The sequence below is a fragment of the Actinophytocola sp. genome, from assembly GCF_050699935.1.
Taxonomy (GTDB): Bacteria; Actinomycetota; Actinomycetes; order Mycobacteriales; family Pseudonocardiaceae; genus Actinophytocola.
Window position 1 is genome coordinate 1 of sequence record NZ_JBOHGB010000034.1, and the last position, 13,973, is coordinate 13,973.

At 71.0% G+C, this 13,973-nt stretch carries 14 protein-coding genes; 5 read left to right on the forward strand and 9 right to left on the reverse strand.

Going from position 1 to position 13,973, the window contains the following annotated elements; genetic code table 11:
• The coding region (locus ACRDTB_RS14015) for an MMPL family transporter (RefSeq protein ID WP_431430647.1) at positions 1-833 on the forward strand (833 nt) is incomplete at its 5' end.
• Between the two features lie 150 nt (positions 834-983).
• On the opposite strand, the gene pafA is transcribed toward ACRDTB_RS14015, so the two are convergent.
• From pafA to arc, 8 genes are all read right to left on the reverse strand, one after another.
• A complete protein-coding gene (gene pafA, locus ACRDTB_RS14020) occupies positions 984-2,342 on the reverse strand; it encodes a Pup--protein ligase (RefSeq protein ID WP_431430648.1) in 1,359 nt (452 codons plus the stop codon).
• Positions 2,343-2,434: 92 nt separating this feature from the next.
• The gene (gene prcA / locus ACRDTB_RS14025) at positions 2,435-3,220 is read right to left on the reverse strand and encodes a proteasome subunit alpha (protein WP_431430649.1); all 786 of its coding nucleotides are present in this window, start codon (positions 3,218-3,220) and stop codon (positions 2,435-2,437) included.
• Positions 3,221-3,295: 75 nt separating this feature from the next.
• Positions 3,296-4,177, reverse strand: coding sequence for a proteasome subunit beta (prcB, locus tag ACRDTB_RS14030; RefSeq protein ID WP_431430651.1), 882 nt, complete (start codon positions 4,175-4,177; stop codon positions 3,296-3,298).
• Positions 4,178-4,226: 49 nt separating this feature from the next.
• A complete protein-coding gene (locus ACRDTB_RS14035; RefSeq protein ID WP_331077889.1) occupies positions 4,227-4,421 on the reverse strand; it encodes a ubiquitin-like protein Pup in 195 nt (64 codons plus the stop codon).
• 100 nt (positions 4,422-4,521) lie between these two features.
• Complete coding sequence (locus ACRDTB_RS14040; protein ID WP_431430653.1) at positions 4,522-5,802, reverse strand: flavin monoamine oxidase family protein; 1,281 nt, start codon at positions 5,800-5,802, stop codon at positions 4,522-4,524.
• A 32-nt stretch (positions 5,803-5,834) separates the two neighbouring features.
• The gene (dop, locus tag ACRDTB_RS14045; protein WP_431430654.1) at positions 5,835-7,343 is read right to left on the reverse strand and encodes a depupylase/deamidase Dop; all 1,509 of its coding nucleotides are present in this window, start codon (positions 7,341-7,343) and stop codon (positions 5,835-5,837) included.
• 24 nt (positions 7,344-7,367) lie between these two features.
• Positions 7,368-8,306 carry an aldo/keto reductase gene (locus tag ACRDTB_RS14050; RefSeq protein WP_431430655.1) on the reverse strand — a complete coding sequence of 313 codons (939 nt, stop codon included), beginning with the start codon at positions 8,304-8,306 and terminating at the stop codon, positions 7,368-7,370.
• 9 nt (positions 8,307-8,315) lie between these two features.
• Positions 8,316-10,133 carry a proteasome ATPase gene (gene arc, locus ACRDTB_RS14055; RefSeq protein WP_431430657.1) on the reverse strand — a complete coding sequence of 606 codons (1,818 nt, stop codon included), beginning with the start codon at positions 10,131-10,133 and terminating at the stop codon, positions 8,316-8,318.
• A 517-nt stretch (positions 10,134-10,650) separates the two neighbouring features.
• On the opposite strand from arc, the gene ACRDTB_RS14060 reads away from it, so the two are divergent.
• The 4 genes from ACRDTB_RS14060 (at position 10,651) to ACRDTB_RS14075 (ending at position 13,015) form a co-directional block, all read left to right on the forward strand.
• Positions 10,651-11,082 carry a hypothetical protein gene (locus tag ACRDTB_RS14060; RefSeq protein WP_431430658.1) on the forward strand — a complete coding sequence of 144 codons (432 nt, stop codon included), beginning with the start codon at positions 10,651-10,653 and terminating at the stop codon, positions 11,080-11,082.
• A gap of 157 nt (positions 11,083-11,239) precedes the next feature.
• Positions 11,240-11,890 carry a hypothetical protein gene (locus tag ACRDTB_RS14065; RefSeq protein WP_431430659.1) on the forward strand — a complete coding sequence of 217 codons (651 nt, stop codon included), beginning with the start codon at positions 11,240-11,242 and terminating at the stop codon, positions 11,888-11,890.
• A gap of 32 nt (positions 11,891-11,922) precedes the next feature.
• Positions 11,923-12,387, forward strand: a complete 465-nt coding sequence (locus ACRDTB_RS14070) for a hypothetical protein (protein WP_431430660.1) — start codon at positions 11,923-11,925, stop codon at positions 12,385-12,387.
• Positions 12,388-12,397: 10 nt separating this feature from the next.
• Entirely contained in the window at positions 12,398-13,015 is a 618-nt protein-coding gene (locus ACRDTB_RS14075; protein WP_431430661.1) for a hypothetical protein, read from the forward strand.
• 4 nt (positions 13,016-13,019) lie between these two features.
• Here the strand turns inward: ACRDTB_RS14075 and ACRDTB_RS14080 are convergent, their stop codons facing one another.
• Positions 13,020-13,883, reverse strand: a complete 864-nt coding sequence (locus ACRDTB_RS14080) for a tRNA (adenine-N1)-methyltransferase (protein WP_431430662.1) — start codon at positions 13,881-13,883, stop codon at positions 13,020-13,022.
• Between the last annotated feature and the right edge of the window lie 90 nt (positions 13,884-13,973).

Genomic DNA, 13,973 nt, shown 5'->3' on the forward strand with positions numbered 1-13,973 from the left:
CCGCCACGTTCGCCGACGGCCGCCCCGCCGGCCCCGGCGACCCGGCGATGGCGGCCGAGTCGGGCCCGCAGCGGCTCACCGTGCTGACCGAACACGACGCGCACTCCGCGGCGGGCCAGGACCTCGTGGCGACGATTCGCGCCGTGCCGACCGGCGACGCGGACGTCCTCGTCGGCGGCGAGGCCGCGCGGCTGGTCGACAGCAAGGACGCGATCGCGAGCCGGCTGCCGGTGGCCGGTGGGCTCATCGCGATCAGCACGTTCCTGCTGCTGTTCCTGTTCACCGGCAGCCTGCTGCAGCCCGTGCGAGCGCTGCTGTTCAACGTGCTCGGCCTGTCCGCCACGCTCGGCACGATGGTGCTGATCTTCCAGGAGGGCTGGCTGGCATCGTGGCTCGGCTTCACGCCGCTGCCGCTCGACACGAGCATGCTGGTGCTGTTGTTCTGCATCGTGTTCGGGCTGTCGATGGACTACGAGGTGTTCGTGCTCAGCCGGATCAAGGAGATGCACGACCTGGGCGCCACGCCGCGCGACGCGGTGACCCGTGGGCTGTCCCGGACCGGCCGGCTGATCACGATGGCCGCGGTGCTGCTCGCCGTGAGCCTGCTGGCGTTCGGCACGAGCGGGGTCAGCTTCATCCAGATGTTCGGCATCGGCTCGGGGCTCGCGATCCTCATCGACGCCACGCTGATCCGCGGGGTCCTGGTGCCGGTCGGCATGCGGGTGCTCGGCCGGGGCGCGTGGTGGGCACCGGCGTTCCTGCGGCGGGTGCACGGCCGGGTCGGGCTGAGGGAGGGCGGCGCCGAACCGGAGCGGGAGCTGACGAAGGTCTAGCGGCTCCCCGACGCCGCGCCCGGAAGGCCGATGCTCCGGGCGCGGCGTTCTCCCATGTCCGCGCCCGGAGACACTCTGTCCAATCGAGACACTCTGTCCAATCGAGACAATCCGGCACCACCACCGGGCGAACAGCGCCGAAGGACGGGCTCAGAGGGAGGCGATCAGGCGTTCCACGCGCTCGTCGACCGCTCGGAACGGGTCCTTGCACAGGACCGTGCGCTGGGCCTGGTCGTTCAGCTTCAGGTGCACCCAGTCGACCGTGAAGTCGCGGCCCGCCTGCTGTGCCGCCGCGATGAAGTCGCCGCGCAGCTTGGCTCGGGTGGTCTGCGGCGGGGTGTCCTTCGCGGCCTCGATCTCGCCGTCCTCGGTCACCCGGGCCACGAGATCCTTGCGCTGCAACAGATCGAAGATGCCGCGCCCCCGGCGGATGTCGTGGTACGCCAGGTCCAGCTGCGCGATCCGCGGGCTCGACAGCTCCAGGCCGTGCTTCGCGCGGTACCGCTCGACCAGCCGGTGCTTCACGGCCCAGTCGATCTCGCGGTCGATGCGGGTCAGGTCCTGCTGCTCCACCGCGTCCAGCGTGCGACCCCACAGCTCGATGACGCGGTCGGCGACCGGGTCTGGCGAGCGCTTGGCGACGTGCTCGACCGCGCGGGCGTAGTACTCGCGCTGGATGTCCAGCGCCGACGCCTCGCGACCGCCCGCCAGCCGGACCAGCCGGCGGCCGGTCAGGTCGTGGCTGATCTCGCGGATCGCGCGGATCGGGTTGTCCAGGCTGAAGTCCCGGAACTGGACGCCGTCTTCGATCATCTCGAGCACCAGGTTCGCGCTGCCGACCTTCAGCAGCGTCGTGGCCTCGGCCATGTTCGAGTCGCCGACGATCACGTGCAGGCGGCGGTAGCGCTCGGCGTCGGCGTGCGGCTCGTCGCGGGTGTTGATGATCGGACGCGACCGGGTGGTCGCCGAGGAGACTCCCTCCCAGATGTGCTCGGCACGCTGCGAGAGGCAGTACACCGCGCCACGCGGGGTCTGCAGAACCTTGCCGGCTCCGCAGACCAGCTGACGGGTGACCAGGAACGGCAGCAGCACGTCGGCGATCCGGGAGAACTCCCCCGCCCGCGTCACCAGGTAGTTCTCGTGGCAGCCGTAGGAGTTGCCGGCCGAGTCGGTGTTGTTCTTGAACAGGAAGATGTCGCCGCCGATGCCCTCGTCGGCGAGCCGGCGCTCGGCGTCGACGAGCAGGTCCTCGAGGATCCGCTCACCCGCCTTGTCGTGCGTGACCAGCTGCACGAGGTCGTCGCACTCCGCGGTGGCGTACTCGGGGTGCGAGCCGACATCGAGGTAGAGGCGTGAGCCGTTGCGCAGGAACACGTTCGACGACCGGCCCCAGGACACCACCCGCCGAAACAGGTACCGCGCGACCTCGTCCGGGCTCAGCCTGCGCTGCCCGTGAAACGTACAGGTCACGCCGAACTCGGTTTCGATACCGAAGATCCGCCGCTGCATCCTCTTAGCCTAGGCGTTGCGAGCCCGACGGTGCTCGGGCCGCCCGAGCTGAGATGAACGCGTCATCGACCGGGACTCTCCGTGCACGATGATCAGCTCTTGTCCGAGTCGCCCTTGGCGTCGTCCCCGGACGCGGAGTCCGCCGGCCCGCTCTCGGGCTTCTCGTCCGGCGTCTTGTCGGGCTCCTCGCCGGACGGGAGCACCGCGGCGAGCGCGGCACCCTCGATGCGCCGGAACGCCCGCCGCGGGCGGGACCGCTCCAGGACCGCGATCTCGACCTTGCGGATGCCGTTGTCGCCGTTGCCGGTGGTGCCCGAGGACAGCGCGCTCATCGCGAACGCGACCGCGTCCTGCAACGACATGCCCTCCTGGTAGGCGTCCTTCATCGTGTTCAGGATCGGCTCGGTCTGGCCGCCCATCACCAGGTAGTGCGGCTCGTCGACGATCGAGCCGTCGTAGGTCAGCCGGTAGAGCTGGTCGGTCTCCGGCGTGGCACCCACCTCGGCCACGCAGATCTCCACCTCGAACGGCTTGAGCTGGTCGGTGAAGATCGACGCGAGCGTCTGGGCGTAGACGTTGGCGAGCTGTCGGGCCGACACGTCCTGCGGGTCGTTGGCGTAGCCCCACAGGTCGACGTGCCGGATGCCGCCGCGGCGCAGGCTCTCGTACTCGGAGAACCGGCCCGCGGCCGCGAACCCGATGCGGTGGTAGATCTCGGAGACCTTGTGCAGGGTGTTCGACGGGTTCTCGGCCACGAACAGCACACCGCCGGAGTACTTGAGCGCGACCACACTGCGGCCCCGCGCGATGCCCTTGCGGGCGTACTCCGAGCGGTCCCGCATCAACTGCTCGGGCGAGGCGTACAGCGGCATGGTCACGGCGGTGGCTCCTCGTGGGTTCGAAGTGTCTCGGTGGAAATGTCTCGGTGGAAACGTCTCGGTCGGTGGTTCGGATCAGCCGCGGGGGTGGCTGGCGCGGTCTGTCACGACGGTCTCGGCCACCGCGGCGGCCTCCTCGTCGGGCACGTGGACCGCGCCGTCGGTGCCGGTGATCGTGATGATGCTCGGGTAGATCTTGCGGGCCAGGTCGGGGCCGCCGGTGGCCGAGTCGTCGTCCGCGGCGTCGTACAGCGCCTCCACCGCGTGCCGGACGGCCGTCTGCACGTCGCTGCCCGGGTCGTAGAGCTTCTTGAGCGCCGAGCGAGCGAACAGCGAGCCGGAGCCGACCGAGTGGAAGCCCGCCCGCTCCTCGTACCGGCCGCCGACCACGTCGAACGACACGATCCGCCCGGCCGTGGACGGGTCGTCGGCCGCCGTGTCGAAGCCGACGAACAGCGGCAGCACCGCGAGGCCCGCCATGGCCACCTCGAGGTTGCCGCGGACCAGCGTGGCCAGCTTGTTCGTCTTGCCGTCCAGGGACAGCGAGACGCCCTCGATCTTCTCGTAGTGGGACAGCTCCAGCGCGTAGAGCCGGACCAGGTCGAGCGCGAGGCCCGCGGTGCCGGCGACGCCGACCGCGGAGTAGTCGTCGGCGACGAACACCTTCTCCATGTCGCGCTGGGAGATCAGGTTGCCCGAGGTCGCCCGGCGGTCACCCGCGATGAGCACGCCGCCGTCGAAGGTGACCGCGACGATCGTCGTGCCGTGCGGCGGGGCGGGGGTCAGGTCCGCGGCGTTCCGGCGCGCCTGGACGGGCTCGTTCTGGTGCCACGCGTGCCCCGGCAGCAGATGGGGCGCCTGCGCACGCAGGAAGTCGGTGAACGAGGACGTTTCGGCCGTCAGGTAGGCAGCCGGAAGTGATGCGCCGGCCGTGGCGCGGGACGGAGTGTGTTCCATGCCTGCTTTCGTTCCTGGTTACGAGACCGACGGGGGTGCCGGGACGAAACTACTCGCCACCCTTTTGGACATACGCGCGGACGAAGTCCTCGGCATTCTCCTCGAGCACGTCATCGATCTCGTCGAGGATGGTGTCGACGTCCTCGCCGAGCTTCTCTCGGCGCTCCTGACCGGCCGGGGCGCCACCGTCGACATCCTCGTCGCCGTCACCGCCGCCTTGCCGCTGCGTCTGCTCCTGGGCCATTTCGCCTCCCGGATAGTGTCTGCCTACCAGGCTACCGACCGGGACCGACATAGTCGCGGACCATCCGAGCGATGATCGCGATTCGCTCTCGGTGAACGGGTCACATCTCCGCGAGCGTCTCCCGAGCCGCGCGCTCCCCGCCGCGGACCGCGCCCTCCATGTTGTTCGGCCAGCCGCTGCGTTCCGCACCGGCGAAGCGGACCAGGCCGTGCGGCCGGGCGAGGACGGGACCGAGCCGGCACACCTCGCCGGGCGCGAACGCCACGTCGCAGCCGAGGACGTGCTCCTGTTCCGCCCAACGGAACACCTGTGCCGACCGCAGCAGCTCCGGCCGAGTGCGGAAGGCAACCGCCAGGTCCGCGAGCAGCACGTCGTCCGGCATCGCCCCGGCCACCGCCGGCACGAAGCCGGTGACCCGGTCACCGCGGCGCCAGGCGCCCCACAACACGTCGCCGCCGACGACCGTGCGGTGCCGGACCGGATGCCCCGCGGGCAGCGTCGCGACCGCCTTGGTGCCCGCGCCGACGCGCAGCCCGGACAGCGCACGCTGGCCGGCCGGCAGCGGTGGATCGAAGTCGACGGTCGCGAGCCGGCTGACCGGCACCGCGACGACAGCCCGCCGGGCCCGGTACGTCCGGTCGACGGTGTAGACCGTGACGCCGTCGAGGCCGCCGTCCTGCGCGACACCCGACACGAACGAGTCGAGCCGCACCGCACCGCCGAGCGCGGCCGCCAGCCGGACCGCGACCTCCTGGGCGCCCTGCGCGATCCGCCACTGGAAGGTCGTGTGCAGGCTGCGCAGTGGGCCGCCGGCCAGGCGCGCCAGCCACAGCAGGTGCAGCAGCGACACCGTGTCCGGCGACGCGCACACCAGCGCGCCCAGGACCCGTTCGACCAGGTACCTGCTGTCCGCGCCGAGGTCGAGCTCGTCGAGCCAGTCGGCCACCGACCAGGCGTCGAGCTCGTCCGCCCAGCGGGCCCGCCACGGCGCGTCCGGATGGATGCCGTGGCCGTCGCGCGCCGCTCGGGCATGCACGCGGAGCAGGTCACGCCAGACGCGCACCGGGGGCAGCCGGCCGCCGGTCTCGCCGCAGGGCAGGCGCCACAGCACCGGTGCGCCGAGCATGCCCGCCGGTTCGAGGTCGAGGCCGAGCTCGCCGACGAGCCGCCGCATGCCGCGGTGCGCCCAGCCGACCCACTCCCCGCCGAAGTCGGTGACACCGCCGTCCACCGTGCGGGACCGGGTACGACCGCCGACCTCGTCGCGGGCCTCGAGGACCAGCACGTCCCGGCCCGCGCGGCGCAGCACGCTCGCCGCCGTCAGCCCGGCCAGGCCGGCGCCGACGACCACCACGTCCCAGGTTCGGGTGGCCCCACCCATGGGACAGTCGTATCAGACCGCGCGGCCGCCCGTCAGCGCCGGGAACCGCCGGTCAGCGCGTCGACCAGCTCCTCGGCCGTCGCCGATGCCTCCAGCAGCTCGCCGACGTGCGCCTTGGTGCCGCGCAGCGGCTCCAGCGTCGGGATTCGGACGAGCGACTCGCGGCCGAGGTCGAAGATAACCGAGTCCCACGAGGCCGCGGCGATCGCGGTCGGGTAGCGCTCCAGGCAGCGACCGCGGAAGAACGCCCGCGTGTCCAGCGGCGGGGTGGTGATTGCCGAGGTCACCTCCTCCTCGGTGACCAGGCGCTTCATCGAGCCGCGGGTGACCAGGCGGTTGTAGAGGCCGTTGGCCATCCGGACGTCGGAGTACTGCAGGTCGACCAGGTGCAGGCGGGGCGCGGACCAGCCGAGGGCGTCCCGCGCGCGGTAACCCTCCAGCAGCCGCAGCTTCGCCGGCCAGTCGAGCCGGTCGGCGCACTCCATCGGGTCGCGGGCCAGCGCGTCGAGAATCTCGCCCCACGTGCTGAGCACGTTCATGGAGACCGCGTCCTGCTCGGTGCGGTCCAGGTTCTCGGAGACGAGCTCGTGATAGGCCTGCTGGATGTCCAGGCCGGTGAACTTGCGCCCGTCGGTCAGCTCGACGGTCGCCTTCAGGCTCGGGTCGTGGCTCAGGGTGTGCACCGCGCGGACCGGGTCGGCCAGCTTGAGGTGGTCGAAGCGCAGGCCGCTCTCGATCATGTCGAGGACCAGCGCGGTGGTGCCGACCTTGAGGTACGTGGACGTCTCCGCGAGGTTCGCGTCGCCGATGATCACGTGCAGGCGGCGGTACTTGTCGGCGTCGGCGTGCGGCTCGTCGCGGGTGTTGATGATGCCGCGCTTGAGGGTCGTCTCGAGGCCCACCTCGACCTCGATGTAGTCGGCGCGCTGGGACAGCTGGAAGCCGGCCTCCTCGCCGGCCACGCCGAGGCCGACCCGGCCGGAGCCGCAGACGACCTGGCGGGAGGCGAAGAACGGGGTGAGGCCGGCGATCACCGCGGTGAACGGGGTGCTGCGGGCCATCAGGTAGTTCTCGTGGGTCCCGTAGCTCGCGCCCTTGCCGTCCACGTTGTTCTTGTAGAGCTGCAGGCGCGGCTGGCCCGGCACGGTGGCCGCGCGCATGGCGGCCTCCTCCATGACCCGCTCCCCCGCCTTGTCCCAGACGACGGCGTCGCGGGCGTTGGTGACCTCGGGCGCGGAGTACTCCGGGTGCGCGTGGTCGACGTAGAGGCGGGCCCCGTTGGTGAGGATGACGTTGGCCGCGCCCAGGTCCTCCACCTCGGGGTCGGCGGGCGGCATGCCGGGCGCGCCGAGGTCGAAGCCGCGCGCGTCACGCAGCGGCGACTCGACCTCGTAGTCCCACCTCGCGCGCCGCGCCCGCGGGATGTCCGCGGCGGCGGCGTAGGCCAGCACGACCTGGGTGGAGGTCAGTACCGGGTTGGCGGTGGCATCTCCGGGTACGGCGATGCCGTACTCGACCTCGGTGCCCATGATCCGGCGCATGTCCCCAGCCTACGGGGATCCGGATCAGGACCAGGCAAGGGCGGCCCGATCCCGCCAGTAGGTCTCCGGCTCGACGGCCAGCTCCCCGAGGTCCCCCGCCTCGGGCACCCGCAGCGCCGCGAGGTTGCTCCGCAGCTGCCCCGGACCCGCCGGGCCGAGCAGCACCGTGTCCGCCCACGGCCGCGCCAGCACGGCGGCGAGCGCCACGGCGTCCGGGCCCACCCCGTGCGCGGCGGCCAGCCCGGCGACCCGGGCCGGTGGCGAGACCGCGAGCCGGCCGTTCGCCAGCGCCTCCTTGACCAGCACGTGCGCGCCAGCCGCGTGTGCCTCGGCGAGTGCCTCCCCCACGGACGGCTCCAGCACGTTCCACGTCGACTGGACGGCCGTGAACACCGGTGACCCGTGCCGCTCCAGGGCGAGGGCCCTCCGTACGGTCTCCGCCTGCCGCGGGCCCGACGTGGAGAAGCCGACGCGGACGGGCAGCGCCGTGAGCGCGTCCTGCAGGGCGAGGTCGTCGAACAGCGGGCTGTCCGCGGTGAGCGAGTGCACCTGGTACAGCGACAGCGCCGGGCCGAGCAGCGCCGAGGTCTGCGCCCACTGCGCGGTGAACCGGGCCAGCGAGTGCTCCTTCACCTCGTGCACCGGCGCGTCGAGCCGCCAGTCGCCCACGTACGCGTAACCCCACTTGCTGGACACGGTCAGGCCGGCCGGTTCCCGCGCGGCGAGCCAGTCGGCCAGGAACTCCTCCGCACGGCCATACGAACGGGCCACGTCGACCCAGCGCACGCCAGCCGCGTACGCGTCGTCGAGCACCCGCCAGGACGCCGCGCGCATCGCGTCGACAGAGCGGTCCGCCGGCAGCTCGCCGCGGCCGACGTTGATGTAGGCCGGACGGCCGAGGGCGGCGAGTCCCAGCCCAAGCCGGCTGGTGCCCGCCGCCCTCTGCGTCGTGCGGCCTGCCATGCGGCGAAACTACAGGTACTGGCCCGTGTTCGTCGCCGTGTCGATCGCCCGGCCGGACTCCTGGTTCTTGCCGGTGACGAGCGTGCGGATGTAGACGATCCGCTCGCCCTTCTTGCCGGAGATCCGCGCCCAGTCGTCCGGGTTGGTGGTGTTGGGCAGGTCCTCGTTCTCCGCGAACTCGTCGACGATCGCGTCCAGCAGGTGCTGTACGCGCAGGCCGGGCTGCTTGGTCTCCAGCACCGACTTGATCGCCGCCTTCTTCGCCCGGTCCACGATGTTCTGGATCATGGCGCCGGAGTTGAAGTCGCGGAAGTAGAGCACCTCCTTGTCGCCGTTGGCGTAGGTCACCTCGAGGAACCGGTTATCCTCGGTCTCCTCGTACATCCGCTCGACCGTGTGCTGGATCATCGCCTCGATGCACGCCTTGGGATCGCCGCCGAACTCGGCGAGGTCCTCGGCGTGGATCGGCAGCCGCTCGGTCAGGTACTTGGAGAAGATGTCCTTCGCCGCCTCCGCGTCCGGCCGCTCGATCTTGATCTTGACGTCGAGCCGGCCCGGGCGCAGGATCGCCGGGTCGATCATGTCCTCGCGGTTGGAGGCACCGATCACGATCACGTTCTCGAGGCCCTCGACACCGTCGATCTCACTGAGCAACTGAGGCACGATCGTGGTCTCCACATCCGAGGACACACCGCTTCCTCGGGTGCGGAAGATCGAGTCCATCTCGTCGAAGAACACGATGACCGGGGTTCCCTCCGACGCCTTCTCCCGCGCACGCTGGAAGATCAGCCGGATGTGCCGCTCGGTCTCGCCCACGAACTTGTTCAGCAGCTCCGGGCCCTTGATGTTGAGGAAGTACGACTTCGCCTCGGACGCGTTGCCGTCGCCCCGGATGGCCGCCACCTGCTTGGCCAGCGAGTTGGCCACCGCCTTCGCGATGAGCGTCTTGCCACAGCCCGGCGGGCCGTACAGCAGGACGCCCTTCGGCGGCCGCAGCTCGTACTCGTGGAACAGCTCGGCATGCAGGAACGGCAGCTCGACCGCGTCGCGGATCTGCTCGATCTGCCGGAACAGGCCGCCGATCGACGCGTAGTCGACGTCCGGCACCTCCTCCAGCACCAGGTCCTCGACCTCGGCCTTGGGCACCCGCTCGTAGGCATAGCCCGACTTCGTATCGACCAGCAGCGAGTCGCCCGGCTTGAGCGTGGCATCCCGCAGCGGATCGGCCAGCCACACCACGCGCTCCTCGTCGGCGTGCCCGACGACCAGCGCACGCTGTGGCAGCGCGTCCTGCTCCGCCTCGGCGAGCAGCTCGCGCAGCGTCGACACCTCGCCGATACGCTCGAACTCACCCGCCTCGACGATCGTCAGCGCCTCGTTCAACCGCACCGACTGGCCTCGGCGTAACTGGTCCACCTCGACCGCGGGCGACGCCGCGACCCGCATCTTTCGGCCCGCGGTGAACACGTCGACGGTGCCGTCCTCGTGCCCCGCCAGGAACACGCCGTACCCGCTGGGCGGCTGGGCCAGTCGATCCACTTCCTCGCGCAGGGCGAGCAGCTGGCTGCGCGCCTCGCGCAGCGTCTCCACTAGCTTGGCGTTGCGCTCGGTCAGCTGGCTGACCCGCTCCGAGGCCTCGGCGAGCCGTTGCTCGAGCAGCCGGGCATGCCGAGGCGAGTCCGTCAGCTTCCGGCGCAGCAGCGCTACTTCCTCCTCGAGGAACCGGATCTGGGCGGTCTCCGACGGCTCATGCCCGGAGCCCGGCTCAAGTCCAGCGCCGTGCTCGTCGGCCTCCTCAGGCCGACCACCGGGACGATCGTGCTGCATGTCGGCACCTCCTCCCGCTAAATTCTCTTACCGACCACGGTACCGGTGCATACCGACAAGAAAAGAGCATCCACATCTCGGAACTGTCGCGTCACTTCGCGGAAACCGACGTGGCCGCCGGTAGATTGCGCCATCTCAGCGAGTGATGGAACCACCCACCCGCTACGGTGCGTCAGGTACGACGCTCACCCAGACGAGGCAGACGTCCACACCAGACTTGGCGCCGAGACCGCCACGATGAAGGAGATGTTCGATGTCGCAACCGCCGCAGCAGCCAGGCCCCTGGGGAGGGCAGCCGGGCTATGGAGGCCAGCCCGGCCCTGGTCAGCCGCCTGGTGGCTATCCGCAGCAGGGTGGTTACCCGCAGCAGGGAGGCTACCCGCCGCAGGGCGGTTTCCCCCAGTCCGGACCGCAGCCGCAGCAACCCGGAGCGTTCGGCCAACCGGCGCAATATGGACAGTCCGCGCCATACGGCCAGCCGGGTGGTTACGGTTACGGTCCGCAAAAAAAGAGCAAGATGCCGTGGATTCTGGCCGGCGGCGGCGCGGTCGTGGTGGCGGTCGCGGTCGTGCTCATCTTCGTGCTGACGAGCGGGTCGAGCGGCAGTCCGCAAGACCTTGCCGAGTCGGCGGTCGAGGCCCTCAACAACAAGGACGCCCAGACTCTCGACGATCTTGCCTGTGAGTCGGCCAAGTCCGGCTCGGTCGACGCCGGCGACTTCGAAGGGCAGCTCCCCGGTGGTGTGGAGATCAAGTTCGAGCTCGGCTCGGTCGAGGAGAGCGGCAGCGAGGCTCGTGCAGACGTCAAGATCTCGTTCAGCGGCGACCTGCCGGAGGGGCTGCCGGAGAGCTCGCTGAACACGACGGCGGACCTGGTCATGGCGGACGAGAGCGGCTGGTGCCTCAAGGACTTCCAGCCCGCGGGCGGTGGAGGCGGATCGGGGCCGTGAGCTGACGCCGCGCCGCTCGATGACGGTCGCCGCCGGGCCCAGCCCGGCGGCGATCACGCTTTTCGGGGCCATACGATGGTTTCCGGGGGAACGGGTCGTTCGACGGCTCCGTCTAGCTTTTGTGTTGGCAACACGTCTCGAAGGAGTCCGGGCCCACATGACCTATCCACCGCAGCAGCCGGGTCCCTACGGGCAGGACCCGTACGGCCAACAACCGCCCCCGCAGACCCCGCCCTACGGCGGCCAATCCTCCTACCAGGGCCTCGGCAGCTACGGCCCGCCTCCACCGCCGCCGCCGCCCAAGAAGCGCAACACCGGCATGATCATCGCGATCGTGCTGATCGTGCTGCTCGTCCTCGGTGGCGGCGGCGTCGCGATCTACGTGCTGACCAAGGAAGACAAGACCACCACCGCGGACTCCGACCAGACCTCCGACCAGACCTCCGCGCCGACCTCCGGGGACAAGCCGCCCGACGATCAGAACGGCGCGACCAACTCCCCCGACGACGTGCGCGACGCGTACATGCAGGCGTACGAGAACAAGAGTTTCCGCGACGTCGTGGACAGCGCCTGCGCGGCCTACAAGAGCCAGTACGGCACGGACACCTCCAGCCTGGAGCAGACCCTGGCGCCGTACGAGATCACCGCCACGGCGAGCGGCGAGCCGAAGGTCAACGGCAACACGGCGACGGCTGACATCGACCTCGAGCTGTCCCAGGCCGGCACCACCGAGCGGCCGACCATCTTCATCAAGATCGTCGAGGAGGACGGCGAGTGGCGCTTCTGCGGTGAGGGGGAGGCCGCCTGATCACCGACCGGCCACTCCTGCGGCGGGCCGGCATGATCGCCGTCCTGCTGCTGGCCGCGTCGCTGGTGCTCGGTGTCCTCGGCCTCGGCGTGTACCTCCTGTTCTTCCGGCCCGATCCCGATCCCGAGGCCGGGGAGCCGCGACCGGGACCAACCGCACCGGCGGACCCGACCGCGCCGGAGGGCACCGACTCGCGGCCGGGCGGCGGTACGGACTCGACGGCCGAACCGGGCCGGGTGAGCACCGATGAGCTGGAGTCGACCGCACGTGACTACGTTGACGCGGTGAACGGCCGGGACGAGGCCGCGGCGACCGACCTGACCTGCGAACGCGAGAACGCGGGCACGCTGTTCTCGGTCACCGAGGGCCGCGAGGTCCGGCTGGTCGAGGTCGAGGTGCTGGAAGGAGCCGTCGGAACCGCGCAGCTGCGGGTCGGCGACGGCGAGACCGCGTTGTTGTTGGAGAACCGGGAGGACCGCTGGTGCGTGGCGATCTGAGGGCGACGTCATGAACGACGACTTACCGCCGGGGAAGCCGGACGAGACACCGGACGAGACATCATCCGAGACACCGGACGAGACACCGCCCGAGGCTCGGGACGAGACACCGCAGGACAAGGCAGGGCGGCGGACGTCGCTCATGATCGTCGCCGCGGCGGTGGTCGTGCTCGCGGCCATCGGCGTCGGGATCTACCTGGTGGCGGCGTCCGGCGACGAGGACGTCGCGGGCAACCCGTCGCAGCCGACGATCACCGGGACCCCGCCGCCCGACACGCCCTCCTCGACACCCCCGCCGTCCGAGCCGCCCGCCTCGCGGCCGACCTCAGCGGCGGCCCCGCCCCCGCCGGCCAACGAGAACGTGGCGGCCGCCCGCGAGACCGCCGAGCAGGCCACGACCGCGATCAACACGCGAGACGTCGACACGATGAGGAAGCTGAGCTGCGACCCGAGCACGGTCGGCTCGGTCGACAGCTTCCCGCCCCGGGCAACCGCCCGGCTGGCGGAGAACCCCCAGATCACCGGCGACAAGGCGACCGCGCAGATCGAGCTGTCGATCGCGGGCAGCGAGCCGACGGTCGTGCCGGTGCCGATGGAGCGGCGCGACGGCCGGTGGTGCGTGCTGTGACGGATCAGGCGCGCTGAGCCCGGCGCTGCGGCCGGGGCGTCACGACGCCCTCGGCCAGGCGCCGGGCGGTCAGCACGAACGCCGTGTGCGCCACCATGCGATGCTCGGGCCGTACGGCCAGACCGACCACGTGCCACGGGCGCATCAGCGTCTCCCAGGCCTGCGGCTCGGTCCAGCACTGCCGCTCGCGCAGCCCCTCGGTGACCTTGGACAGCTGGGTCGTCGTCGCGACGTAGACCACGAGCACGCCACCGGGGATCACGCTGCGCGCCGCGACGGGCAGCATCTCCCACGGCGCGAGCATGTCCAGGATCATCCGGTCCGCCTCACCGGACTCACCGGACTCGCCGGAACCGTCGGCGCCGTGCTCGGCGAGGTCGCGCACCCGCAGGTCCCAGTTGTCCGGCCGCTCGCCGAAGAACGCGGTCACGTTCCGCTCGGCGTGCTCGGCGTGGTCGGCGCGGACCTCGTAGGAGGTCACCCGGCCCTCGGGTCCGACGGCCCGTAGCAATGAGCACGTCAGCGCACCGGAGCCGGCGCCGGCCTCGAGCACGCGGGCACCGGGGAAGATGTCGCCCCACATGATGATCTGGCTGGCGTCCTTGGGGTAGATCACCTGCGCGCCGCGCGGCATCGACAGCACGTAGTCGGCCAGCAGCGGGCGCAGCGCGAGGTAGGCCGTACCGCCGGCCGACGTGACCAGCGAGCCCTCCGGCTTGCCGATGACCTCGTCGTGGGACACCGCGCCGCGGTGCGTGTGGTACTGCCCGCCCGGGGTCAGCACGAGGGTGTAGTGCCTGCCCTTCGGATCGGTGAGCTGCACCCGATCCCCCACCCGGAACGGCCCGCTCGCCCTGACCTCCGCCACCCTGCTCCCTTCGACCGAGTCCGGTTGATCGTCGCAGACAACACGAAGGTGCCCGTACGGCGGTGCTCCAACGGATAGCCTCACGTCGTC